This is a genomic window from Pseudotabrizicola alkalilacus, from assembly GCF_003443995.1.
In the GTDB taxonomy this organism is placed as follows: domain Bacteria; phylum Pseudomonadota; class Alphaproteobacteria; order Rhodobacterales; family Rhodobacteraceae; genus Pseudotabrizicola; species Pseudotabrizicola alkalilacus.
Genome location: NZ_QWEY01000009.1, coordinates 13,236 through 35,155, shown reverse-complemented (window position 1 = coordinate 35,155; position 21,920 = coordinate 13,236). Strand labels below are relative to the sequence as shown.

Sequence of the window (21,920 nt, the reverse complement as noted above, 5' to 3'; positions counted from 1 at the left end):
GCTGGCCTGATGGCCCGGTGACGTCTGGGTGAACTGCTGACCCGGCGATCAGGATAACGCGAGGAACCGTGGCAGGTAAAGCCCCGGCTTACAGATCAAAGGTGGCAAACACCGGCACGTGATCGGACGGCTGCAACCAGCCGCGCACCGGGCGCAGGATGCGGCTGGAGTGGGCTGCATTGGCAATATCGGGTGAGGCCCAAATGTGATCGAGCCTGCGCCCCTTGTCTGCCGCATCCCAGTCGGCGGCGCGGTAGGACCACCAGCTGTAAAGCAGGCCTTCGGGAATATCCTTGCGGGTGATGTCCTGCCAGCTGCCCGCCTCCATCACCTGATTGAGATGCTCGACTTCCACCGGCGTGTGGCTGACGATTTTCAGCAGCGCCTTGTGGCTCCAGACATCATCTTCGCGCGGGGCGATGTTCAGATCGCCGACGAGGATCGACCGATCCGGCTTGTCCCAGCGGCACCATTCGCGCATGTCGGTCAGGAAATCGAGCTTCTGGCCGAATTTCGGGTTCAGCTCGCGGTCGGGAATGTCACCGCCTGCGGGGACATAGCAGTTGTGGATGGTGACGCCGTTTTCGAGCCGGGCAGCAACGTGGCGGGCGTGGCCCATGGCGGCAAAGTCACGCTCGCCCGCATCCATGAGCGGCAGTTTGGACAGGATCGCCACGCCGTTGTAGCCCTTTTCACCGCGCGCGACCATGTAGCGGTAGCCAAGCGCCTGAAACTGCTCCACCGGGATTTTCTCGACCGGGCTTTTGCATTCCTGCAGGCAGATGATATCAGGCGACTCTTCGGCCATCAGGCGGGCCACCAGACCTTCGCGCAGGCGGACGGAATTGATGTTCCAGGTGGCGAGGGTGAAGGTCATAGCGCGTCTCCTTTTGTTGCGCGCAGATTAGGGTGCGGCCGGGGGCTTCTCAACCCTTGTCTTGGCTGCATCTGTGCGCAAAGCTGCGCAAAACATGGGTGCGCGCATGCTGCTGGCAAAGAACCGCAATTACCGGCTGGTGTTTTCAGCCTCGGTTGTGTCGAACCTGGGTGACGGGGTGCTGGCACTGGCGTTGCCCTGGCTGGCGACGGTGCTGACCCGCGACCCGATGCTGGTGGCACTGGTCGCCATGGCACAGCGGTTGCCGTGGCTGCTGTTTGCGCTGCCTGCCGGGGTGTGGACCGACCGGGCCGACCATCGCGGCCTGATCTGGCGCGCGGATGCGCTGCGGGCGGTGATGGCGGCGGGCATCCTGATGCTGGCGCTGTCGGCCACCCCGGATCAGGCGCTGCTGATCTGGCCGCTGGCGCTGCTGGCGTTCCTGCTGGGCGCGGTCGAGGTGATCCGGGACAATGCGGCGCAGACCATCCTGCCCTCCGTGGTGGACAGCGCCGATCTGGAGCGGGCGAATGGCCAGATGTGGAGCGCGGAAAAGGTCACGGGGGAGTTTGTCGGGCCGCCACTGGCCGGGGTGCTGATCGGGGTGGGGCTGGCGGTGCCGTTCGGCTTTGATGTGCTGACATTCGCGCTGTCGGCGGTGCTGATCTGGCTGATCGCGATGCCACCACGGTCCTTGCCGGTGCCGCAGGCCTTCTGGCCTGCGCTGCGCGAGGGGGTGGTGTGGATAAAGGCGCAGCCGGTGATTCTGACGCTGGCGCTGATGCTGGGGGCGGTGAACTTTCTGCATATGGGGGCCTTCACCATGCTAGTGCTCTATTCGCAGGAGGTGCTGGGGCTGGGGGCGGCGGGTCACGGGCTGCTGTTGACCGTGGGGGCAGCGGGCGGTGTGATCGGCGGGCTGATCGCGCCCGCGATTGCAAAGCGTCTGGGAATGAAGGCGAGCCTGCTGCTGGCTGTGGCGGGATTTGGGGCAGGCTATCTGGTGATGGCCATGTCATCAAATGCCGCTACCGCCGGGGCGGCGCTGTTTGTCGAGGCGGCCGCGTCGATGCTGTGGAATGTGGTCACGGTGTCTTACCGGCAGCGGATCATTCCGGCGGGCATTTTGGGCCGGGTGAACAGCATTTATCGCTTTTTCGGCTGGGGCTCGATGCCGTTTGGCGCACTGGCGGGCGGGATGATCGTGACGATGGCTCAGCCGGATCTGGGTCGAGACGTTGCGTTGCGGCTGCCGTTTGTGCTGGCGGCGGTGGGAATGGCGCTGGTGGCGGTGGTGGCGGTGCTGCGGATTCCCCGGCGGGTGTGACCGGTGTAAAAAAGCCCGGACCATCCGGTCCGGGCCAAAGTTTCAAAGGGGAGGTGTCAGGAGAACCCCGAATGCCGCGTCTGGTTCCCTGAAGGTTGAATGCTTTGGTGTTTGGGCAAAAAAAGGCCGGGCACAAGGCCCGGCCAGGTCCAACAGGGAGGTGCCGTGCCATAACCCCGACACGACAAGGGGAACTCATTTCATCATACTCAACCCTAAAGGTATAATAAGCGTGAATGCGGCGACAATAGGACGTTAGGACACAAGCCGATATCCGCCGCTTTCTGTGACCAAAATGCGCGCATTTGAAGGATCGGGTTCGATTTTCTGCCGCAGACGGTAGATATGTGTCTCCAACGTATGGGTCGTGACCCCGGCATTGTAGCCCCAGACCTCGTGCAGCAACACATCGCGCGCCACAACCCCTGATTGTGCCCTGTACAGGAACTTCAGGATATTGGTCTCTTTTTCCGTCAGGCGGATTTTCTTTTCCTTGTCATCCAGCAGCATTTTCTGCGCCGGTTTGAAGGTGTATGGCCCAAGCTGAAAGATCGCGTCTTCGGATTGTTCGTGTTGACGCAGCTGGGCGCGGATACGGGCCAGAAGTACGGGAAATTTGAATGGTTTGGTCACATAATCATTCGCGCCAGCGTCCAGCCCCAATATGGTATCCGAATCACTGTCATGGCCGGTCAGCATGAGGACCGGGCATTTGACGCCCTGTTTGCGCATCCGGCGGCACAGCTCGCGGCCATCGGTGTCTGGCAGGCCGACATCAAGGATCACCAGATCGTACAGCGCGGCCTTGGCCTTTTCCATGCCTTCGGCGCCTGTGCTGGCCTCGAACACGTCGAAATCTTCGGTCATGACCAGTTGCTCGCTCAGCGCTTCGCGCAGATCGTCGTCGTCATCCACCAGCAGGATCTTGCGCAGTTGCGCCATGGGGGCCTCCTTTGTTCGTCTTGCCTATCACATGAGCGTGCGTGACCCGGCTCACAAGAATTGTAACCTTTGGCTCACGCGGACGTGTCGGCTGCGGTGGATATGTTTCAATTCCGTAATTCCCCGGCTAGAGAGAGCGTCAGGAGAACACCAATGACCCTGGCACCGACGATCATCGAACGGCTGACCCGCGCGCGGGGCGATCTGCGCATGGGCGTGCCCGTGGTGCTGGCGGCAGACGGGCGCGCGGCGCTGGTGGTGGCGGTAGAAGCGCTGACGGCAGATCGGCTGGCGGCCTTGCGCGATCTTGGCACGGCCGAACTGGCGCTGACGGCGCGGCGGGCCGAGACGCTGAAGGCGCGCGCCTATGACGGCGATCTGGCGCGGATCATGGTGCCCGCCGATGCCGGGGTGGAGTGGCTGCGCGCGCTGGCCGATCCAGCGGATGATCTGCGGATGCCGATGAAAGGGCCGCTGCGCTCGCTGCGGGAAGGCGCGGCGGATCTTCACCGCGCGGCTGTGGCCCTGGCAAAGTCGGCGCATCTGTTGCCTGCCGCGCTGGTGGTTCCGGTCAGCAAGGGGCTGGCGCTGGCGGCGGAGCTGGGCCTGACCTTTCTGCCGCTGGATGCGGTGGCTCCTGCCCTGTTGCGACTGTCGCCGCTGCATGAGGTGACTTCGGCCCGGTTGCCGATGGTCGCCTCTGACGCCGGACGGGTGCATATTTTCCGCCCCGAAGACGGCGGGGATGAACACTATGCCATCGAGATCGGCCAACCCGACCGCAAGGCCCCGGTGCTGGCACGGCTGCATTCGGCCTGTTTCACCGGCGACGTGCTGGGGTCGCTGAAATGCGATTGCGGCCCACAACTGCGCGCCGCTTTGGCACAGATGGGGGCCGAGGGGGCGGGGGTGCTGCTGTATCTGAATCAAGAGGGGCGCGGAATCGGTCTTGCCAACAAGATGCGCGCCTATTCGTTGCAGGATCAGGGGTTTGACACGGTAGAGGCCAATCACCGGCTGGGGTTCGAGGACGACGAACGCGATTTCCGCATCGGGGCCGATATTCTGCGGCGGATGGGGTTTTCGGCGGTACGGCTGTTGACCAACAACCCGAAGAAGCTGGCGATGATGGAATCGTGCGGCTTGCAGGTGGTGGAACGGGTGCCGTTGAAGGTGGGCCAGACCGCGCAGAACGCGGGCTATCTGGCGACCAAGGCGGCGAAATCGGGGCATCTGTTGTGACACCGCTTGATCTGGTGGTCACGCGCAACGGCGCGTGGTTTCTGGGGCGGCATTTTCCCTGTTCGGTCGGGCGTGGCGGCATCGTGCCCGCGCGCGACAAACGTGAGGGCGACGGGGCCACGCCTTCTGGCACACACCGGATTGTGGGAATGCTCTATCATCCGGCCCGCCTGACCCCGCCAGCCGATTGGGCACTGCCCACTGCGCCTGCCGACCGCTGGTCAGATGACAGTGCAGATCCCGATTACAACCTGATGGTGCGCCTGCCGCACCGGTTCAGCCATGAGCGACTGCAACGGCCGGACCCGCTGTATGATCTGATCCTGATCACAGACTGGAACTGGCCGCAGGCAGAGCCGGGGCGCGGATCGGCGATCTTCATTCACACATGGCGCAGGCCCCGGTTTCCCACGGCAGGCTGCGTTGCCTTTGCGCGGGCGGATCTGCTGTGGATCGCCGCGCGCATCCGCCACAGGACCCGGCTGATCATCCGCGGCTAGCCCCTTTCCAAACCGCTTTGGCTTGCTTAATCTGCCGCTGCAAACAGGGGGAGCACAGCATGGCCAAGGCACCGGCATCGGCGGATGACGAGATTTTCGCGCTGCGGCTGGACCGCTCTGCCCCCGATCTTTGGCCGATGCTGGAGGCGCTGTATGGCCGTCACCCGGCCTTTGACGCCTTTCGCGCCAACCTTCTGAAAGCGCTGAAAAAAGCATGGGCAGAGCGTCCTGCCGACCTCAAGCGCCTTGATCTGAAACGCGATCTGGAACCCGACTGGTTTCAGCGCCCGGATATGGCGGGCTATGTGTTCTACATCGACCGTTTCGCGGGCAACCTGCGGGGGGTGTTGGACAAGCTGGATTATCTGACTGATCTGGGCATCACCTACGTCCATTTCATGCCCTGCCTGAAGCCACGCCCCGGCGACAGTGACGGCGGCTATTCGGTGATGGATTACCGCCAGATCAACCCGGCCTATGGCACGATGGCCGATTTTGAAGAGGTCAGTGCGGCGCTGCGGGCGCGGGGCATGTCGCTGTGCATTGATCTGGTGCTGAACCACACCGCCAAGGAACATGCCTGGGCGAAAAAGGCGGCCAAAGGCGATGCGCGCTATCAGGATTATTACCTGATGTTCGACTCCCCCGAGATGCCGGAGCGCTATTCGGAAACGCTGGTCGAGGTGTTTCCCGACCATGCACCGGGGAATTTCACCCACTACCCGGAGTTCGGCAAATGGGTCTGGACCACGTTCAACGAACATCAATGGGATCTGAACTGGGCCAATCCGCAGGTGTTTCTGGAAATCGTCGGGATCATGCTGCATCTGGCCAATCGTGGCGTAGATGTGCTGCGGCTGGATGCGGTGGCCTTTATGTGGAAACGGCTCGGCACCCGCTGCCAGTCGGAACCCGAGGTGCATATGCTGCTGCAGGCGCTGCGGGCCTGTTCGCGCATTGCCGCCCCGGCGGTGATTCATCTGGAGGAGGCGATCGTCTCGCCCGCCGAGATGCTGCCCTATCTGGGGCGCGGCCAGCATGACGGCAAAGAAGGCAATCTGGCCTATCACAACAGCCTGATGGTCCAGTTCTGGAGTGCCTTGGCCACGCGTGACACAAGGCTGATGCGGCATGTGCTGGCCACGCATTTCCCCGAAGTGCTGCGCAATGCGACCTATGCCACCTATATCCGCTGCCATGATGATATCGGGTGGGCGGTGACGGATGAAGATGCGCATGCCGTGGGCATGTCAGGTCCGGCGCACCGGGGGTTTCTGTCGGATTTCTATGAAGGTAGCTTTCCGGGCTCATTTGCCCAGGGCGCGCTGTTTCAGGTGAATGAGGAAACCGGCGACAAGCGCATTTCCGGCAGCTTTGCCGCGCTGGCGGGGCTGGAGCGGGCGCAGGCGGCGGGCGATGCGGCGGGGGTAGAGATGGCGGTGCAGCGGATGCTGATGGGGCATGCGCTGATTGCCAGCTTTGGCGGTATCCCGTTGATCTATATGGGCGACGAGCTGGCGCAGCCGAATGATTACGGCTATCTGCAAGTGCCCGAACATGCGCATGACAGCCGGTGGGTGCACCGGCCCCAGATGGATTGGCAGGCGGTGGCGCGGCGGGACGACGAAAACACCCCGGCGGCGCAGGTGTTCTGGGGCACGCGGCATATTCTGGCGCGCAGGCGGGCAATGGCCGCGCTGCATGCGTGCAACGGCACGCGGATCGTGTTTCCCGACGCACAAGGCGTGTTCGCGTTTCAGCGGCTGGCCCCGACAGGCGTGGTGCTGTGTCTGTTCAACTTTACCGAAGACTGGCAGCATGTTCCCGAGCCTTGGGTCCGCGCGCAGGGGGTCAGCCTGATGCATGACGCGCTGTCGGATCACGGGGTCGAGACGCATCACGGCGCAGTGGCGTTGCCACCCTATGCGCGGGTCTGGCTGACCTGAACGGGTGCTGATCCTGCCTTGCGGCGGTTACGCCGGAGATGGCGCGCCGTAATCACGGGCGCCGAAAATGGCGCTGCCGACGCGGATATGGGTCGCGCCATGGGCGATGGCGGCCTCGAAATCGCTGCTCATCCCCATCGACAGACCGGTCAGCCCGTTGCGCGCAGCCATTTGCGCCAACATGGCAAAATGCGGCGCAGACTCCTCGCCTTCGGGCGGGATGCACATCAGCCCCTGAACCGGCAGATCCATCGCGCGGCATTGGGTGATGAAAGCATCCGTAGCCTCCGGCAGGATGCCCGCCTTTTGCGGCTCGGCCCCGGTGTTGACCTGTACGAACAGCTGCGGGCTGGCCCCGCGCGCTTGCGCCAGTTTCGCCAGCTTGTCCGCCAGCGACGGGCGGTCGAGGGTGTGGATGGCGTCAAACAGCTCTGCCGCGACCTTGGCCTTGTTGGTCTGCAACGGGCCGATCATATGCACCTGCACCGGGCCAAAACGGACGCGCAGGTCGGGCCATTTGGCGACCGCCTCTTGCACATAGTTTTCGCCAAACAGCCGGTGGCCCTGTTCCAGCACATCGACCACCCGCTCCAGCGGCTGCACCTTTGACACGGCAATCAGCTGTACCGATGCGGGCGCGCGGCCAGCGGCGGCGCAGGCGGTGATCAGGCGGGACTGGATGGCAGCAAGGGACATGGGAAACCTCCGGAGGTGCGGTTGCATTCCCCATAGCACAAAAGAAAAGAGCGGGCACAAGGCCCGCTCTTTCCATCACGTTGATCGGTTAAGATCAGAACGTGAATTTGATGCCGAGGTCAGCGCGCGGCTTGGAGCCAGCAACGTTGTTGTCAACGATGCCGCCTTCGACGGTAGCACCGCCACCGAGGCTGTAAGCAGCGCCCAGGCCGTAGCCGGTTGCGTCAGCAGCGCCAACTTCGGTGCGCTTGACATAGGCTTTCAGGGTCAGAGCGTCCATCTTGTGGGTCACGCCCAGGCCGTAGTGCTTCAGACCAGCGATAGCGCCCGAACCGTCACCGTAGTAAGCTTTCACGGTGGTGGTGCCGAAGGTGGCCTCACCGCCGATGATCAGGTGCTTGGCGGAGGTGCCAACCGACGGATCAGCAACTTCGTAGCCGAGCGACACCGAGTAGGCGTCAACAGCGTACTTCACACCAACCGAGTAAGCTTGCGTGTCGTCGAACGCAGCGCCGGACAGGTTGTTGTTGCCGTCGTTCATGCCCAAAGCAAAGGTCAGGCCGCCGGTCGAGTAGGTGTACAGAGCGCCAGGGTTACCTGCCGAAGCGTAGATGTTGCCGTCGCCGGTCAGGAACAGAACGTCGTTGTCGTTCGCGTTCAGAACCAGGCCACCGGACAGATCGGTGAAACCGATTTCTGGCAGATCGCCGATGACTTCTTCAGCAGCGCCAACCACGTCGCCCATCGCCAGTTTGCCGAAGGCACCCGAGATGAAGATGTTGCCAGCCGAACCGTTTGCAGCGCCGCCAGCATTGTCAGCACGGAAGGTACCGCCGAATGCCAGGCCGCCATCGGTTTCACCGGACATGGTGAACACAGCGCGGATACGGCTGGAGAACTGCAGTTTGTCGGAAGCGGCGTTGCCGTTATACACAACACCCATACGGCCGTTGCCCGACAGAGTGACTTCAGCAGCGGCGACGGTGGCGGTCATTGCCAGAACGGTCGTCGCGAGAAGAACCTTTTTCATGTTATTCCCTCTTTCCTCAAGGTAAGCCCGCCGCAGGGGAATCCGCAGTCGGAATGATGGTGTTTTCTACCCAGACCCGGATGATTGCAACGAAGACCACCACTGCCACAGAAAAACCGGGAAGGCGTGGTGCAGCAATGCCACATATGACCGGGATAGCCGGGGCACGCCCATGTATAAGGCGTGCCCGCGTGCACCTGCTGGCTGTGAAAAGCCTTGGCACGCCCCAAGGGCTAGGCTAGACAACCATCTAAAGAGATTGCGGGGGTGCGGATGTTCTTTCACCGTCTGGCACGGGTTGTCATTTTGACCGGGGTGGTCGGCGGGCTTGCGGCCTGTGGCGGCGGGTTTGCCAGTGGCGACAGCGGGTTGTTCCGCCGGTCCCCCGGCATTCCCAGCGAACGCCAGCTGGAGCAGAAAGCCCGCGCCGATGCCCAGCGTGAAGCATTGGCCCGCGCCTCGGGTCAGGAAGAGCGTGGCTCGACCATCTGGGATCTGTTCAGCAACAGCGATGACCCGAACACCACGGTCGAGGTGAACAAGTATCTCTGGCAGGCCAGCCTTGAGATTCTGAACTTTTTGCCAATCGAATCGGTGGACCCGTTTACCGGCGTGATTTCAACCGGGTATGGGACGCCTCCCGGCGGCGGTCGCGCCTATCGCGCCACGGTTTATGTGCAAGACCCGGCACTTGATGCCCGGTCGCTGCGCGTGGCGCTGCAAACGCGGGGTGGCGGTGCGGTGGCGGCGGAAACCGCGCGATCCATCGAAGATGCGATCCTGACCCGCGCGCGTCAGCTGCGTATTCGCGACAGCAATCTGTAAGCGCGGTACAGCACTGCAAGGCATTGACGGGGCGCTTTGGCGCCCCGTTCTGATGTGTGGGGGGCCTCTGCACAGACCTGTGTGCCAAGTAAACCCACACAAACCGCCTGCCCACTGGACCTTTTGCCCCGCATCGGTGTAACTCCGCCCCATACCCGGAGGTCCAGACATGTCGCGCTACGAACCCGCCCAGATCGAACCGAAATGGCAAGCCGCCTGGGATCAGGCCCAGGCCTTTCTGGCCCGGCGTGATCCGGCAAAGCCGAAGTACTATGTGCTGGAGATGTTCCCCTATCCGTCAGGGCGCATCCACATGGGCCATGTGCGCAATTACACCATGGGCGATGTGGTGGCGCGGTACAAATCAGCGCAGGGGTTTTCGGTTTTGCATCCAATGGGTTGGGATGCGTTTGGCATGCCCGCCGAGAATGCGGCAATGGAACGCGGCGGCCATCCGAAAGACTGGACCTATGGCAACATCGCCGACATGCGCGGACAGATGAAGCCGCTGGGTCTGTCGATTGACTGGACCCGCGAATTTGCCACCTGCGACCCGGAATACTATGGCCAGCAACAGGCCATGTTCATCGACATGCTGGAGGCCGGGCTGGTCTATCGCAAGAATGCGGTGGTGAACTGGGACCCGGTTGACATGACCGTGCTCGCCAACGAGCAGGTGATTGACGGCAAGGGCTGGCGCTCGGGCGCGGCAGTGGAACGGCGCGAGCTGACGCAGTGGTTTTTCCGGATCTCGGACTATTCCGAAGAGCTGCTGACGGCGCTGGACGGGCTGACGCACTGGCCCGAAAAGGTGCGGCTGATGCAGGCCAACTGGATCGGCCGGTCGCGCGGGCTGCAGTTCGGGTTTGAAACCGTGGGCGCGCCGGAGGGATTCGGTACGCTGGAGGTCTATACCACCCGGCCCGATACGCTGATGGGCGCGTCCTTTGCCGCGATTTCGGCGGATCATCCGCTGGCACGGGCGCTGGAGTCTAATCCAAAGGTGGCGGCTTTTGTGGCCGAATGTCGCCGGGGCGGCACCAGTGCCGAAGAGGTCGAGACGGCGGAAAAGATCGGTTACGACACCGGCATCCGGGTGAAGCACCCGCTGAACCCCGACTGGGAGCTGCCGGTCTGGATCGCGAATTTCATCCTGATGGATTACGGCACCGGCGCGATTTTCGGTTGCCCGGCGCATGACCAGCGCGATTTCGAGTTCGCGACGAAATACGGCCTGCCGATCAACCCGGTGTTTTTGCCAGAAGCGGGCGGCGACGCCGCGCTGACCGAGGCGTTTGTGCCGATGAAATCCGAACGGGTCCGCTATGTGCGCGGCTTTGCCGGAAGTGAGGTGCAGACCGGTGACGACGCGGTCGCTGCCGCGATTTCTCATGCCGAAACAAATGGCTATGGCACCGGCGTCACCAAGTTCCGCCTGCGGGACTGGGGCGTGTCACGTCAGCGCTATTGGGGCTGCCCGATTCCTGTCGTGCATTGTGAGGCGTGCGGCGTGGTGCCCGAGGCCAAGGAAAACCTGCCGGTCCGTCTGCCTGATGATGTCAGCTTTGACGTGCCGGGTAACCCACTGGACCGCCATCCGACCTGGCGCAATTGCTCCTGCCCGAAATGCGGCGCAGACGCACGGCGCGAGACCGATACGATGGATACCTTCGTCGATTCGTCCTGGTATTACGCCCGTTTCACCGCGCCCCGCGCGGCGACGCCGACCTCGCTGCCCGATGCTGACTACTGGATGAACGTCGACCAGTACATCGGCGGCATCGAGCATGCGATTCTGCACCTGCTGTATTCGCGCTTCTTTGCCCGCGCGATGGCGAAAACCGGGCATCTGCCCGAGTCGGCGATCGAGCCGTTCAACGCGCTGTTCACGCAGGGCATGGTCACGCATGAGATTTACAAGACCACCGATGCCAATGGCCGCCCGGTCTATCACCTGCCCGAAGATGTGGTGCACGGTGATACCGGGGTAACGCTGGCCGATGGTACGGCGGTGGAGGTGATCCCTTCGGCCAAGATGTCAAAATCAAAGAAGAATGTCGTCGATCCGATGAACATCATCGCCAGCTTTGGCGCCGACACCGCGCGCTGGTTCGTCATGTCGGACAGCCCGCCGGAGCGGGATGTGGAATGGACATCTTCGGGCGCCGAAGCCGCGTTTAAGCATCTGAGCCGGGTCTGGACCCTGTGTTCGCGGATCGGCGATATGCCAGAGGGTCACGTGGGCGATTTCGCTGATGATGATATCATGGCGCGTGAAACTGCAATCGCGATAGACAGAGTGACACGCTCAATCGAGAGCTTCGCGTTCAACAAAGCGATTGCCCATCTCTACGCCTTTACAAACGCAATCGCGAAAGCGAACGCTTCAACTAATGTTATGAAGGAAGCAATCCGTACCCTCGCCCAACTGATGCAACCGATGGTGCCGCATATCGCGGAATCAATCTGGAGTTATCAGGGCGGGCAGGGTCTGTGCTGTCAGGCCCCTTGGCCAAAGGCCAATCCCGAAAAGCTGGAAGTCGACATTGTGATCCTGCCGATCCAGATCAACGGCAAACGGCGTGCGGAAATCGCGGTGCCAAAGGATATGCCAGGGCCGGAGATTGAAAAGATCGCGCTGGCGAATGAGGATGTGATCCGATTCCTTGCCGGTCAGCCGGTGAAGAAAATCATCGTCGTGCCGGGGCGTATCATAAATGTCGTTGCCTGACCGCAGAATCGTGCCTTTTCTGCCACAGGCCCTGTGGGCTGCTGGCAGGACTAACACCCAGCGCAGGGCCGTGCGGGGCCGTCGGACATGATCCTGCGCGGGGTCGAGGCCAGCCGGTATTTTGCCAAGCCGGACCCGACCAAGGCCGGGCTGCTGATCGCCGGAGCTGACCCGATGCGGGTGGCGCTGAAGCGGCAGGAGGTGATTGCCGCGTTGATCGGTCCCGAAGGCGAAGGCGAAATGCGCCTGACCCGGATACAGGCGGCGGAGTTGCGCAAGGATGGCGCGGCGCTGCTGGATTCGATCAAGGCCGTCGGCTTTTTCCCCGGCCCGCGCGTCGCCTTTGTCGAGGATGTCACCGATGCGCTGGCCCCGACCATCGGCGCCGCGCTGAAGGACTGGAAGCCGGGCGATGCGACGATTGTGGTCACGGGGGGCAATCTGACAGCAAAATCCGCGCTGAAGATGCTGTTTGAAAAGCACACGCAGGCGTTTTGCGCCATTCTCTACGACGACCCGCCGACGCGCGAAGAGATCGAGGACGCGTTGAAAAAAGCGGGCCTGACCAGCATCGACCGCGAGGCGATGGCCGATCTGACCACACTGGCGCGGGCGCTGGACCCGGGCGATTTCCGCCAGACCCTTGAAAAGATCGCGCTCTACAAGTTTGACGACCCCACACCACTAACCCCCGCCGATGTGGCCGCCATGGCCCCGGCAACGCTGGAGGCCGAGGTGGATGACCTGCTGCATGCGGTGGCCGATGGCCGCGCCCCTGCCATCGGGCTGTTGATGCGGCGGCTGGAGGGTCAGGGCGTGCTGCCGGTGACGATCTGCATTCAGGCGCTGCGGCATTTCCGGGCGCTGCATATGGCGGCATCGGACCCGTCCGGCATCGTAAACGGGCTGCAAAGGGCACGGGTGTTTGGCCCCAGAAGGGACCAGATGCAGCGGCAGGCGCAGGCTTTGGGCCAGCGCAATCTGGAAAAGGCAGTTTCGGATCTGCTGGAAACCGACCTCACCCTGCGCTCTGCCTCACGCGCGCCGGGGATGGCGCTGATGGAGCGGGCGCTGATCCGGCTGGCAATGACGCGGCGGTAAGCGGATAGGGGGCGCTGCCCCCACCTGCGGCCCCGCCTAAGTATTTTTTGCCAAGATGAAGCGGAAAACCAGCGGAATGACTGTGCAGGAGCATAAGAATGACCGAGTTTGAAACCGTGCTGGAGCCGCTGGCGCGCGTCACGCGCAAGCAAAAGACGATTGAGGCCTATGCCTACTGGCTCCGCGATGGGGCGTGGTCGGATGCGGCAGGCGAGTCGCTGGAAACCGAAGAAATCGTGTTTTACGCCGAGGGGCTGCTGATGGAGGGGTTCCAGCTGGCCTGGGATCATGTGTCAGACCCCGGCCTTGGCGATCACATCCGGTTGTGTTTCTGGCAGGGCGACAGACCCGCGCTGCCCGACCTGCCCTCTGGGGCCACCCGGTTGACGGGCGGCACCAGTGCGGCTTAGTGGCCGCTATTTGTGGCGGCCCGCGTTCATGACCCAGTAGATCCGGCCATTGCTGGTGGTAACTGAAACACCGATATCATTCACCTTCGGGTCCAGCACATTGGCCCAATGGACTGGCGAATTTCGCCAGATGCCTGCGGCAGTGTCAACTTTTGCGGTACGGGAATAGGCGAGATTTTCGGTCACACGTCGGAATTGGTAGCCGTTCGCCTTGGCCCGCTGGCCAATGGTCGGCCCGCCGGCGCGCTGATGCGCGAAAAAGCCACGGTTGGCCATATCGCACCCGTGCTGCTGCGCCGACGCCATGAGCGCAGAAGACGGCCGGAGCGGGTTCAGCCCCTTGGCCCGGCGTTCCTGATTGGCCCACTGGATCACCCCCTGTTCCAGCGCTGCCGCGCCAGATGGCTTTGAACAGGCCATCGCAGACGCTGGCAGCGTCAGGGCAAGCAGGGTGGCCGCAAGAAGATGGCGCATCAGGAAACCTCTGGGATGAATCTATTTCTGGATGAATATTCAACGCAGTGGTTAAGATCCGGTTCCCCACGCAATATCAAGTGTCTTGCTTTTGCGCCGCGTGGTAGCCCGCCCATCGGCCGGTTGCCCAGCTTCCGGTCAGCAGATAACCGCCGGTCGGTGCCTCCCAGTCCAGCATCTCGCCACAGGCAAAGACGCAGGGCAGCGCGCGCAGTTCCAGCCCTTCAGTCAGGCTGTCGCGGGTGATACCGCCTGCCGTGGAAATCGCTTCGTCCATCGGGCGTGGGCCGGTGAGTGGCAGCGGCAGCGCGGTGAGCGCCTGTTCCAGCGGCAGATGGCGACCAAACTCCATCACCAGCGCCGCCGCCGCGGGTGAAAGACCCAGCTTGCGCAGGCGGTTGGCCTGACTGTCAGAGCGTTTCAGCCGGGCGATGCGCGCGGCGAGGACAAGGGGCGCAAGATCGGGGATGAGGTTGACGGTCAGCGCCGCGCCATCGCGCAACACGCGGCTGAGCGCATAGATGGCGCTCCCCTCCACCCCGCGCGACGACAGCACAAATTCGCCGCGCACAGTCTGGGGGCCTGCCATCAGCAGGGCGGCCTTGACCGGTTGGCCGAAATGCGGGGCCATATGGGCCGACCAGCTGACGCCAAAGCCCATGTTGGCCGGGCGGAACGGCGCGACGCTGACCCCGCGCGCGGTCAGCCACGGCACCCATGCCGCATCAGACCCCAACCGCGCCCAGCTGGCACCGCCCAGTGCCAGAACGGTGACGCGCGGGCGCAACAGCTGCACGCCATCCGGCGTGACAAAGCGCAAGGCCTCGCCCTCCCACCCCTGCCACAACCAACGGGTGCGCAGATCGACGCCCTGCCCGGCCAGCCGGTGCAACCATGCGCGCAACAGCGGCGAGGCTTTCATCGCCGTTGGAAACACCCGGCCCGAGGTGCCGGTAAACACCTCCTGCCCCAGATCGCGACACCACTGCGCCACCTGCTCCGGGCCGAAGGCGGCCAGCATCGGTGCAAGAAAATCACTGTCATACGCCGCAGCGAACACCTCTGGTGGCTCATCCTTGGTCACGTTCAGCCCGGATTTGCCTGCCATCAGAAACTTGCGGGCGGGGGTTGGCTTAGCTTCGGCGACCACAACCCTGCGGCCGGCGCGGGCCAGTTCCTCTGCCGCCATCAGCCCGGCAGGGCCAGCGCCTATGACCAGCGCATCGGTCATGCGGCGGGGGCCGGTCTGAGATGCACCACCCGCTGCGGGAATGGCATCTCGATGCCTTCGGCTTTCAGCGCGTTCCAGATGGCAAACAGGACATGGGATCTATACTTGTTCAGCCCATCGTCGATGCCGTTCACCCAATACTCCAGCACGAAATCCACCGAAGACTCGCCGAAGCCGTCCAACTCGCAATCCGGACCATCCGGGTGTTGCAGCACAAAGGGCAAAGCGGCGACGGCGGCTTCGATGAGGGCGGGCACACGGTTGATGTCGGTGTCATAGCTGACCGAAAACTCTGCCTGATAGCGGTTTGCGCTGCCCTGATCAGAGTAGTTGATCACCCGGCTGGTGATGAAATGCTCGTTCGGGACCACGATCCATTTGCCGTCAAACGTCTCCAGCACGCAGGCGCGGGCGGTCATCTTGACGATGGTGCCCTTTTCGCCGCCATCGAGTTCGACGTAATCGCCCACCGTGGTCTGACCCTCTACCAGCAGGATGATGCCCGAGATGAAGTTGGCGGCGATCTGTTGCAGGCCAAGCCCGATGCCGACACCCAGCGCGCCACCCAGAAGGGCAATCGCGGTCAGGTCGATGCCCATGATGCTCATGAGCAAGAGGAAGGCCACGCCGAAAATCACGATCTCGGTCGCCTTGACGGCGAGTTCGCGGGTGGCGGGGCGCAGCTCTTGCTTGGCCTTGATGTAGCTGGCAGATTGCCGGTTTGACCACGACCCCAGCCAGAACAGCAGCGATCCGGCAATCACCCCCCGGATCAGCGACAGTGCGGAAAACTGGATATTGCCCAGTTCCACCCTCGTTTCCGCCAGTGCCAGCGTGATCTGATCCAGCAGGCCCAGCGCATAAAGTGCTGCGACCGGGATCAGCACATACTTGCCCAGCAGGTGCAGGAAAGGGTCGGTGATGACATGGCTGACCAGCGCGCGTGCGGCGAGGAACAAAAACACCCGTTTGCCAAAGGCGATCACCTCCCCCGAGCCGAACATCGTCCGGGTCAGGCTTTCACCGGTCGCAGTCAACGCATAGGCGATCAGCGGCAACAACAGCGCAAGGAACGGCAGGGCAAAGCGGCGGGCGGTGGCGAACAGGCCCTGCGCATCGGCTTTTGGTGTCAGCAGTTTGGTCAGGGCTGCCGACAAGCGCCCGGCCATCACCCGCGCCAACAGATAGGCGAGGGCGAGCAGCGCAAACTGGGACCATGCGGCGGGGGAGACCAGCCAGCCAAGGGCAATATGTCCGGCCTGATCCAGCCAGTCCAGCGCCTGCGTGATCACCTCGGATTGCGTATCCATTGCCTGCCCTTGAAATCAGAGACTGCCCTGCCTTCCTTTGGCGCGGAACATGCCCGATGACAAGTCTGTCCACCGCAGTCGGGCAAAGCGCACGCCATGTTCATTTTTCTGCCCCATGTATTCAGGGGTCTGGGGCAGAGCCCACAAGGCTTCCGCCAGACTGCGCTCAAACATGTAAAAAACCCCGCCATGAGACATGGCGGGGCAAGTGGCACCGCAGGCGGACTACGGTGCAGGCGTACCCGGTATGAAAAATGTTATGACAAGGGGCGTAGGGCGGGGTTCACCCCGCCGCCCGTTCAGGCCGCGTCAGCTCAGACTGCCCTCAGTTCGGGCGGGCGTGATCGGCCTCCATCTCGGCGCGGATCTGCTGGCGCAGGATGTCAATGGGGATCATCTTGCCATCGCGCTTGAAGTGCCAGTAGGTCCAGCCGTTGCAGGATGGCGCGCGCTCATAGGCGGCACCGACCTGATGGATGGAGCCTTTGACATCATTGCCAATCAGCGTGCCATCGGCGCGGACCTTGGCCATGAAACGGTTGCCGATCGAATACAGCTCTTCGCCCGGCCGCAACATGCCACGCTCCACGACCTGCCCGAACGGCACGCGCGGTTCAGAGCGTTTCGATCCGGTGATTTCCAGCGCCGAGGCGTCGAATTTGCGCACGCGGGCAAGCCGGGCTTCGGCCACTGTGCGGTAGGCTTCTTCGCGCTCGATCCCGATGAAATCACGGCCCAGCATCTTGGCCACAGCGCCGGTGGTGCCCGTGCCAAAGAACGGGTCCAGCACCACATCGCCGGGGTTGGTGGTGGCAATCAGAATCCGGTGCAGCAGGCTTTCCGGCTTTTGCGTCGGATGCGCCTTGTCGCCATTGGCATCCTTCAGCCGCTCATGCCCGGTGCAGATCGGCAGCACCCAGTCTGACCGCATCTGAATGCCGTCGTTCAGCGCTTTGAGCGCCTCGTAGTTGAAGGTGTACTTTGCGCTCTCATCGCGTGAGGCCCAGATCAACGTTTCATGCGCGTTGGTCAGGCGCTTGCCCTTGAAGTTCGGCATCGGGTTCGACTTGCGCCAGACCACATCATTCAGCAGCCAATAGCCCTGATTTTGCAGCTCTGCCCCAAGGCGGAAGACGTTGTGATAGCTGCCGATCACCCAGATCGCGCCATTCGGCTTCAGCAACCGCTTGGCCGCCTTCAACCAGGCTTTGGTGAATTCGTCATAGACGGCAAAGCTGCTGAACTGGTCCCAATGGTCATCGACCGCGTCAACCTTGGAATTGTCAGGCCGGAGCAGGTCGCCCTTGAGTTGCAGATTGTACGGAGGATCAGCGAAGATCAGGTCAACAGAACCCGCTGGCAGGCTGTTCATAAGGTCAATGCAGTCGCCTGCAAGGATCTGGTTCAGGGGCAGATCTGCCCCCGGTGCTTTGGTCTTTGACGTCATTTTCTGCCTCTGTCCCCGGCGTCATTTGGCGCGCCGTATCTGTGGATAAGAATGAGTCAGAGATGATTCGACGTCAAATTCTTTATTGAATCAAGGGGTTATCTATTTCTCTTGATACAAGATATTGTGGACAGGTTTGAACGAACGTCTATGAACAGGGGTCACCCCAAGATTTAGAAGCGCTGCAAGATGCGCTTTTGTCGGATAACCTGCGTTCATCTCCCAGCCATAACCGGGGTATTGTTGCGCCAAATCCACCATGAGGCGATCCCGCGTGACTTTGGCACAGATCGAGGCGGCAGCAATCGACAGGCATCTGGCATCGCCCTTGATAATCGCCAGCCCCCGACACGGCAGGCCACGCGGCAGCAGATTGCCGTCAATCAGCGCAAAATCGGCGCCCAAAGCGGCCACTGCCCGCTCCATTGCCAGATGGCTGGCGCGCAGGATGTTCAGCGTGTCGATCTCTTCGACACTCGCATGGGCAACCGCGATCAGCGCCACCTGTTGCAGTTCGGCAAACAGGCTTTCGCGGCGGGCGGCGGTCAGGGTTTTGGAATCGCCAAGCCCTGCCGGAATACGGCTGGGGTCAAGCCGGACGGCGGCAGCGGTGACCGGGCCGCAAAGCGGGCCCCGGCCCACCTCGTCCACGCCAACGACAAAGGCCGCCCCCTCGGACTGGGCAGTGTGCTCGTGGCTGAAATCGGGAACGTAAAGAATTGTCATGCCCCGGCATAGCGCGACGGCAAAGCAGAAAAAAGGGGTGGGAGCTGCTCACCCTCCCACCCCCGGCGGATGCGGCACCACCGCGGGGCCTTGCCGCATCCGCGAACGCAAGCTCAGTAATAACGGCGCGGGCCTCCGCGCCCGTGGTCACGGCCATGGCCACGTCCATGATCGCGGTAGCCATGGTCACGGCCCCAGCCTTTCTCACCCCGGCCTCCGTCAACGCGGAATCCTGCGTTGCGCAGGCAGTCTTCGGAATAGACCCGGTCGCTGCGGCCAAAGACCCGCGCCTCATGCGCGCATTGGCGCGGCAGGCGGTAGTCAAAGCCCTGACGGCGCAGGCAGCGCTCGGGGTAGACAGTGACATCGCGGCGCGCGCCGGAAATCTCGATGGCGCAGACAGCGGGAACACGCGGGCTGCGCACCTGAACCGGCTGGTGCGGCAGCGGAGCGGGCTTGGCACGGCCCTGGTCGATAGAATGGGCGATGGCCCCAATGGCGATTGCGGCAACGACCGCCGTGGCCAGATTTTCCCCGGCGCGTTCTGCGCGGGCGGGCACGGCACTGGCGGCCATCAGCGTCAGAACGGTGACGGCGGCAATCAGCGCGCCCGCCGCCCGGCGCAGCGGCTGCGAGGTGGCGCGGGGCATGCAAGAGGAAATGGCGGTCGGGGAAATGGCTTTGTATGCGGAAAACATCTGGGCCTCCTGTCAGGTGAAATGCAATCTGCCCGGCGCGACCATCGCACCAGATCCGATGCCCTGACGGTGCGCGCCTCTGCCCCGGACAGGCAATATCGGCGGGTTGATATGCGATAACAGCCGCTGTCTGCGCCGGTTGATATTGATTATCGCGGCAATCGCGCGCAACTCTGGGCCACAGAACAACGCCCCGGGCAGGAGCCAGATATGAAAACCCCATTGCTGATCATCGCGTCCGTCCTGGCCATGGCGCTGGCAGCGCCTGCGTCGGCGGAATGCTACGCAGATTACAAGGCCAAGCAGGATGGCCCCTTGCGTCTGCACTATGGTGTCGCGCAAGTCAGTGACGGCAACTGCTCGCCGGGCGCCGCCCAACGCGAGCTGAAACCACGGCTTGCCTCGGCGGGCTGGACGTTGTTGAACGTGTTGGCAACATTCGGCCCCGAGGGCCTTGGCGAAAGGCAAGCGAGTGCAGGAGAATTCTACCTCCGTTACTGAGAGTCTGAAGGCTGGCAACCGGGTTGTCAGCTTTGGCATCGCAGGTATTGTGCTGATCCTGTTCGGGGCGGCGCTGTTTCTGTTCCTCAGCCTGCCTGACGCCAACGCCTTCAACGCGCGGGTCGAACGGTTGTTTGTCGAAAACGACAACCTGACCACCGGGGCCCAGATCAAGCTGCTGGAGATTCTGGCGCAAAGCGGCACCTCGTTTTCCGAGGTGCTGCAAAGCTATCGCATGGTGATCTTTGTGCTGCTGGTGTTTTCCACCGCGCTGCTGGTGGCGGCGCTGGTGTTTCTGGTGATGATCATCGCGCTGAACCGGCGAATTTCGGCGATCCAGCGCTCGGGCATTCAGGTGGCCAGCCTGATGATCAGCCGTGAGGGTCGGGCGGTCTATATCAACGACATGGAATTCGCGCTGACCGAGGCCGCGCTGGAAACGCTGGCCGTGCTGGCCGAGGCCCGGATGGATGACGAGGTGCTGACCGGCGCGCAGATCGAATCGGTGATCTCGGGCCGCAACGAGGTGGATTGCGACGAGGCTGCCGGGGCAACGCGGGTGAAACGTCTGCGCGACACGCTCGGCAACCAGCTGGTCAGCGAGCTGCTGGTCAAGACCATCGCCCGGCGCGGCTATGTTCTGGCGGTGGGAAAAGACGTGATCCGCATGGTCTGAGTGTCATCCGCCCGTCACAGGGCTTGCATAGGGGGGTGGGGGGTCATACATAGCGCCCCTCTTGTCGTTATGCTGTCCGAATGGGGGATGCGATGATCCAGACGCCGTTTTACCTGATCGACCGCACCAAACTGGCGCGCAACATGGCCATCATGGATGAGCTACGTAAAGAGTCAGGGGCAAAGACCCTGCTGGCGCTGAAATGCTTTGCCACATGGGGCGTGTTTGACCAGATGCGGCAGCATATGGACGGCACCACCTCCTCCAGCCTTTATGAGCTGAAGCTGGGCCGCGAGCGGTTTGGCAAAGAGACGCACGCCTATTCGGTGGCATGGGCGGACCATGAGATTGCCGAAGCGGTCGGTTATGCCGACAAGATCATCTTCAACTCCATCGGTCAGCTGGAACGGTTCGACAACCAGTCGGCCAGCATCAGCCGTGGCCTGCGCCTGAACCCGCGCTTTTCGACCAGCGGGTTCGATCTGGCCGACCCGGCCCGCCCGTTCAGCCGGTTGGGCGAATGGGATGCAGGCAAGGTTGAGCGGGTGATGGACCGGATTTCCGGCTTCATGATCCATTACAACTGCGAGAATGACGATTTTGACCTGTTCGACAGCCAGTTGACCCGGATTGAGGATGAATTCGGCCCGCTTCTGTCGCGGCTGAAATGGGTCAGCCTTGGCGGCGGCATCCATTTCACGGGTGAAGGCTATCCGGTGGCAAAGCTGGCCGCGCGGCTGAAAGCGTTTTCCGAACGCTTTGGCGTGCAGGTTTACCTTGAGCCGGGTGAGGCCGCGATCACCGGGGCGGCCAGTCTTGAGGTGACGGTGCTGGACGTGCTGAACAACGGCAAGGATCTGGCCGTGGTCGACTCCTCGGTCGAAGCGCATATGCTGGATCTGCTGATCTACCGCATCGGTGCCAAGATCGAGACCGATGGCGACCACCCGTTCCAGATCTGCGGCAAGTCCTGCCTTGCGGGTGATGTCTTCGGTGAATTCAATTTCCCCGCGCCGTTGCAGGTCGGCGACCGGCTGAGCATCGCCGATGCGGCGGGCTACACGATGGTCAAGAAGAACTGGTTCAACGGGGTGAAGATGCCGGGCATCGTCATCAAGGAGTTGGACGGCTCGATGACCGTTGCGCGTGAATTCGGCTATGCCGATTTTGAAGGCAACCTCGGGTAATCCGGGTTGCCCCTTCCCTCTGTCCTTAAAGGAGACGGTTCGA

The 21,920-nt window shown here is 62.6% G+C and carries 21 protein-coding genes; 11 read left to right on the top strand and 10 right to left on the bottom strand.

The window, feature by feature from the left end; translation table 11 throughout:
- Window positions 1-88: 88 nt before the first annotated feature.
- Window positions 89-877 carry an exodeoxyribonuclease III gene (locus tag D1012_RS15430; protein WP_118154200.1) on the bottom strand — a complete coding sequence of 263 codons (789 nt, stop codon included), beginning with the start codon at window positions 875-877 and terminating at the stop codon, window positions 89-91.
- A gap of 106 nt (window positions 878-983) precedes the next feature.
- On the opposite strand from D1012_RS15430, the gene D1012_RS15425 reads away from it, so the two are divergent.
- Window positions 984-2,204 (top strand): MFS transporter, encoded by a 1,221-nt coding sequence (locus tag D1012_RS15425; RefSeq protein WP_233517145.1) that lies wholly within the window; start codon window positions 984-986, stop codon window positions 2,202-2,204.
- A 255-nt stretch (window positions 2,205-2,459) separates the two neighbouring features.
- Here the strand turns inward: D1012_RS15425 and D1012_RS15420 are convergent, their stop codons facing one another.
- Window positions 2,460-3,146, bottom strand: a complete 687-nt coding sequence (locus D1012_RS15420) for a response regulator transcription factor (protein ID WP_118154194.1) — start codon at window positions 3,144-3,146, stop codon at window positions 2,460-2,462.
- Between the two features lie 153 nt (window positions 3,147-3,299).
- Here D1012_RS15420 and ribA point away from each other — a divergent pair, with 153 nt between their 5' ends.
- From ribA to D1012_RS15405, 3 genes are read left to right on the top strand one after another with little or no spacing between them, the layout of a single operon-like run.
- Window positions 3,300-4,388 (top strand): GTP cyclohydrolase II, encoded by a 1,089-nt coding sequence (ribA, locus tag D1012_RS15415; RefSeq protein ID WP_118154191.1) that lies wholly within the window; start codon window positions 3,300-3,302, stop codon window positions 4,386-4,388.
- Complete coding sequence (locus D1012_RS15410) at window positions 4,385-4,888, top strand: L,D-transpeptidase family protein (protein ID WP_118154188.1); 504 nt, start codon at window positions 4,385-4,387, stop codon at window positions 4,886-4,888. Before ribA ends, D1012_RS15410 begins: the two co-directional genes overlap by 4 nt.
- 59 nt (window positions 4,889-4,947) lie before the next feature.
- Window positions 4,948-6,834, top strand: a complete 1,887-nt coding sequence (locus tag D1012_RS15405; RefSeq protein ID WP_118154185.1) for an amylosucrase — start codon at window positions 4,948-4,950, stop codon at window positions 6,832-6,834.
- 27 nt (window positions 6,835-6,861) lie between these two features.
- Here the strand turns inward: D1012_RS15405 and D1012_RS15400 are convergent, their stop codons facing one another.
- Both D1012_RS15400 and D1012_RS15395 read right to left on the bottom strand, forming a co-directional pair.
- Window positions 6,862-7,530: a YggS family pyridoxal phosphate-dependent enzyme gene (locus D1012_RS15400; protein ID WP_118154182.1), complete on the bottom strand. Its 669-nt coding sequence runs from the start codon at window positions 7,528-7,530 to the stop codon at window positions 6,862-6,864.
- 94 nt (window positions 7,531-7,624) lie between these two features.
- Window positions 7,625-8,560, bottom strand: coding sequence for a porin (locus tag D1012_RS15395; RefSeq protein WP_118154179.1), 936 nt, complete (start codon window positions 8,558-8,560; stop codon window positions 7,625-7,627).
- 273 nt (window positions 8,561-8,833) lie between these two features.
- Here D1012_RS15395 and D1012_RS15390 point away from each other — a divergent pair, with 273 nt between their 5' ends.
- The 4 genes from D1012_RS15390 to D1012_RS15375 all read left to right on the top strand — a co-directional run bounded on the left by D1012_RS15390 (window position 8,834) and on the right by D1012_RS15375 (window position 13,627).
- A complete protein-coding gene (locus D1012_RS15390) occupies window positions 8,834-9,385 on the top strand; it encodes a DUF3576 domain-containing protein (protein ID WP_118154176.1) in 552 nt (183 codons plus the stop codon).
- Between the two features lie 169 nt (window positions 9,386-9,554).
- Window positions 9,555-12,116 carry a leucine--tRNA ligase gene (gene leuS / locus D1012_RS15385; RefSeq protein ID WP_118154173.1) on the top strand — a complete coding sequence of 854 codons (2,562 nt, stop codon included), beginning with the start codon at window positions 9,555-9,557 and terminating at the stop codon, window positions 12,114-12,116.
- A gap of 87 nt (window positions 12,117-12,203) precedes the next feature.
- Window positions 12,204-13,217 carry a DNA polymerase III subunit delta gene (gene holA / locus D1012_RS15380; RefSeq protein WP_118154169.1) on the top strand — a complete coding sequence of 338 codons (1,014 nt, stop codon included), beginning with the start codon at window positions 12,204-12,206 and terminating at the stop codon, window positions 13,215-13,217.
- 98 nt (window positions 13,218-13,315) lie between these two features.
- The gene (locus D1012_RS15375) at window positions 13,316-13,627 is read left to right on the top strand and encodes a hypothetical protein (RefSeq protein ID WP_118154166.1); all 312 of its coding nucleotides are present in this window, start codon (window positions 13,316-13,318) and stop codon (window positions 13,625-13,627) included.
- Window positions 13,628-13,633: 6 nt separating this feature from the next.
- On the opposite strand, the gene D1012_RS15370 is transcribed toward D1012_RS15375, so the two are convergent.
- From D1012_RS15370 to D1012_RS15340, 6 genes are all read right to left on the bottom strand, one after another.
- Window positions 13,634-14,101, bottom strand: a complete 468-nt coding sequence (locus D1012_RS15370) for a CAP domain-containing protein (RefSeq protein ID WP_118154163.1) — start codon at window positions 14,099-14,101, stop codon at window positions 13,634-13,636.
- Window positions 14,102-14,177: 76 nt separating this feature from the next.
- Window positions 14,178-15,332, bottom strand: coding sequence for a TIGR03862 family flavoprotein (locus D1012_RS15365; RefSeq protein ID WP_118154160.1), 1,155 nt, complete (start codon window positions 15,330-15,332; stop codon window positions 14,178-14,180).
- Window positions 15,329-16,642, bottom strand: coding sequence for a mechanosensitive ion channel family protein (locus D1012_RS15360; protein WP_118154157.1), 1,314 nt, complete (start codon window positions 16,640-16,642; stop codon window positions 15,329-15,331). Before D1012_RS15360 ends, D1012_RS15365 begins: the two co-directional genes overlap by 4 nt.
- 325 nt (window positions 16,643-16,967) lie before the next feature.
- Complete coding sequence (locus D1012_RS15350) at window positions 16,968-18,089, bottom strand: site-specific DNA-methyltransferase (RefSeq protein ID WP_118154151.1); 1,122 nt, start codon at window positions 18,087-18,089, stop codon at window positions 16,968-16,970.
- A gap of 102 nt (window positions 18,090-18,191) precedes the next feature.
- Window positions 18,192-18,815: a ribonuclease HII gene (gene rnhB, locus D1012_RS15345; RefSeq protein ID WP_118154148.1), complete on the bottom strand. Its 624-nt coding sequence runs from the start codon at window positions 18,813-18,815 to the stop codon at window positions 18,192-18,194.
- A gap of 113 nt (window positions 18,816-18,928) precedes the next feature.
- On the bottom strand, window positions 18,929-19,513 hold the full coding sequence (locus tag D1012_RS15340; RefSeq protein ID WP_147335713.1) for a hypothetical protein: 585 nt from the start codon (window positions 19,511-19,513) through the stop codon (window positions 18,929-18,931).
- Between the two features lie 210 nt (window positions 19,514-19,723).
- On the opposite strand from D1012_RS15340, the gene D1012_RS15335 reads away from it, so the two are divergent.
- The 3 genes from D1012_RS15335 to D1012_RS15325 all read left to right on the top strand — a co-directional run bounded on the left by D1012_RS15335 (window position 19,724) and on the right by D1012_RS15325 (window position 21,877).
- Window positions 19,724-20,014, top strand: coding sequence for a hypothetical protein (locus D1012_RS15335; protein WP_118154142.1), 291 nt, complete (start codon window positions 19,724-19,726; stop codon window positions 20,012-20,014).
- The gene (locus D1012_RS15330; RefSeq protein WP_118154139.1) at window positions 19,986-20,690 is read left to right on the top strand and encodes a response regulator transcription factor; all 705 of its coding nucleotides are present in this window, start codon (window positions 19,986-19,988) and stop codon (window positions 20,688-20,690) included. Before D1012_RS15335 ends, D1012_RS15330 begins: the two co-directional genes overlap by 29 nt.
- Window positions 20,691-20,782: 92 nt before the next feature.
- Complete coding sequence (locus D1012_RS15325) at window positions 20,783-21,877, top strand: carboxynorspermidine decarboxylase (RefSeq protein WP_118154604.1); 1,095 nt, start codon at window positions 20,783-20,785, stop codon at window positions 21,875-21,877.
- Window positions 21,878-21,920: the final 43 nt, after the last annotated feature.